This is a genomic window from Donghicola mangrovi (genome assembly GCF_013377535.1).
GTDB classification, from domain to species: domain Bacteria; phylum Pseudomonadota; class Alphaproteobacteria; order Rhodobacterales; family Rhodobacteraceae; genus Donghicola; species Donghicola mangrovi.
The window spans coordinates 1-338 of the sequence record NZ_JABCJE010000051.1; the positions used below are offsets into that span (position 1 = coordinate 1).

Below are 338 nucleotides of genomic sequence, written 5' to 3' on the forward strand. Positions count from 1 at the left end.
TGGAGATGAGACAGAAACCCGGAACCAAACAGAGCCCCGGCGAGAAGGTCGTTAAAGATATCCGACGCGCCACCCGCAAGCAGTATTCAGCGGAAGAGAAGATCAGGATCGTGCTGGACGGCCTGAAGGGCGAGGACAGCATTTCTGAGCTTTGTCGCCGTGAGGGCATTGCACAGAGCCTTTTCTACAGTTGGTCAAAGGAGTTCCTCGAAGCTGGCAAGAAGCGCCTCGCCGGTGACACCGTGCGTGCAGCGACATCGACCGAGGTCAAAGATCTTCGCCGTGAGGCCCGCGATCTGAAAGAGGTCGTGGCCGAGCAGGCCCTGGAGCTACGGCTA

General features: G+C 58.6%; 1 protein-coding gene. It reads left to right on the forward strand.

Annotated elements, in window-relative coordinates:
• Positions 1-5 precede the first annotated feature (5 nt).
• The coding region (locus HJ536_RS20730) for a transposase (protein ID WP_177159287.1) at positions 6-338 on the forward strand (333 nt) is incomplete at its 3' end.